This window comes from Fictibacillus arsenicus, assembly GCF_001999465.1.
GTDB classification, from domain to species: Bacteria; Bacillota; Bacilli; order Bacillales; family Fictibacillaceae; genus Fictibacillus; species Fictibacillus arsenicus.
In genome coordinates this window covers 1-853 of sequence record NZ_MQMF01000057.1, presented here as the reverse complement: position 1 = coordinate 853, position 853 = coordinate 1, and the positions used below count along the sequence as shown (strand labels likewise).

Annotated in this window: 1 protein-coding gene; it reads right to left on the bottom strand. The window is 72.7% G+C overall.

Annotation, left to right across the window (positions count from 1 at the left end):
* A partial coding sequence (locus tag UN64_RS21780) for a Clp protease N-terminal domain-containing protein (RefSeq protein WP_139343251.1) occupies nucleotides 1–832 on the bottom strand: 832 nt, incomplete at its 3' end.
* Nucleotides 833–853 lie beyond the last annotated feature (21 nt).

Genomic DNA, 853 nt, shown 5'->3' with positions numbered 1-853 from the left:
CGATGAACGTGACGACCTGCCCCTCGGCGGCCTTGATCTCCTCGAGGACGGCCTTCAGGCGCTCCTCGAACTCGCCGCGGTACTTGGCGCCGGCGACCATGGCGCCCAGGTCCAGGCTGATCAGCGTCTTGCCGCGCAGGGACTCGGGGACGTCCCCGGCCACCATCCGCTGGGCCAGGCCCTCGACGACGGCGGTCTTGCCGACGCCGGGCTCGCCGATGAGCACGGGGTTGTTCTTGGTGCGGCGCGAGAGCACCTGGACCACGCGGCGGATCTCGGCGTCGCGGCCGATCACCGGGTCGAGCTTGCCGGAGCGGGCGAGCTCGGTGAGGTCCGTGCCGTACTTCTCCAGGGACTGGAAGGTGGTCTCCGGGTCCTGGGTGGTGACGCGGGAGTCGCCGCGCACCTGGGTCAGGGCGGCGGCGAGCGCCTCGAGGCTCGCCCCGTTCGAGCGCAGTGCCTCACCGGCCTCGCCCGGGTCCGCGGCCACACCGAGCAGCAGGTGCTCGGTGGAGACGAACTGGTCCGAGCGCTGCTCGGCCTGGGTGCGCGCGTTCTGCACGACCTGCAGGGCGGCGCGCGAGAGCTGGGGCTGGGCCACCGTGCTGCCCTGGGTGGAGGGCAGGCGCCGGATGGCCGAGGAGGCGGCCGTGGAGACGGCGTCGGGGTCGGCCCCGGCGGCCTTGAGGACGGCCACGGCGACGGACTCCCGCTGGTCCATCAGGGCCTTCAGCAGGTGGGCCGGCTCGATCTGGGGGTTGCCGGCTGTGGAGGCGTTCATGGCCGCGGCCGAGAGCGCCTCCTGGCTCTTGGTGGTGAACTTGGCATCCATGTGCGCCTCGCTCCTTGTCTC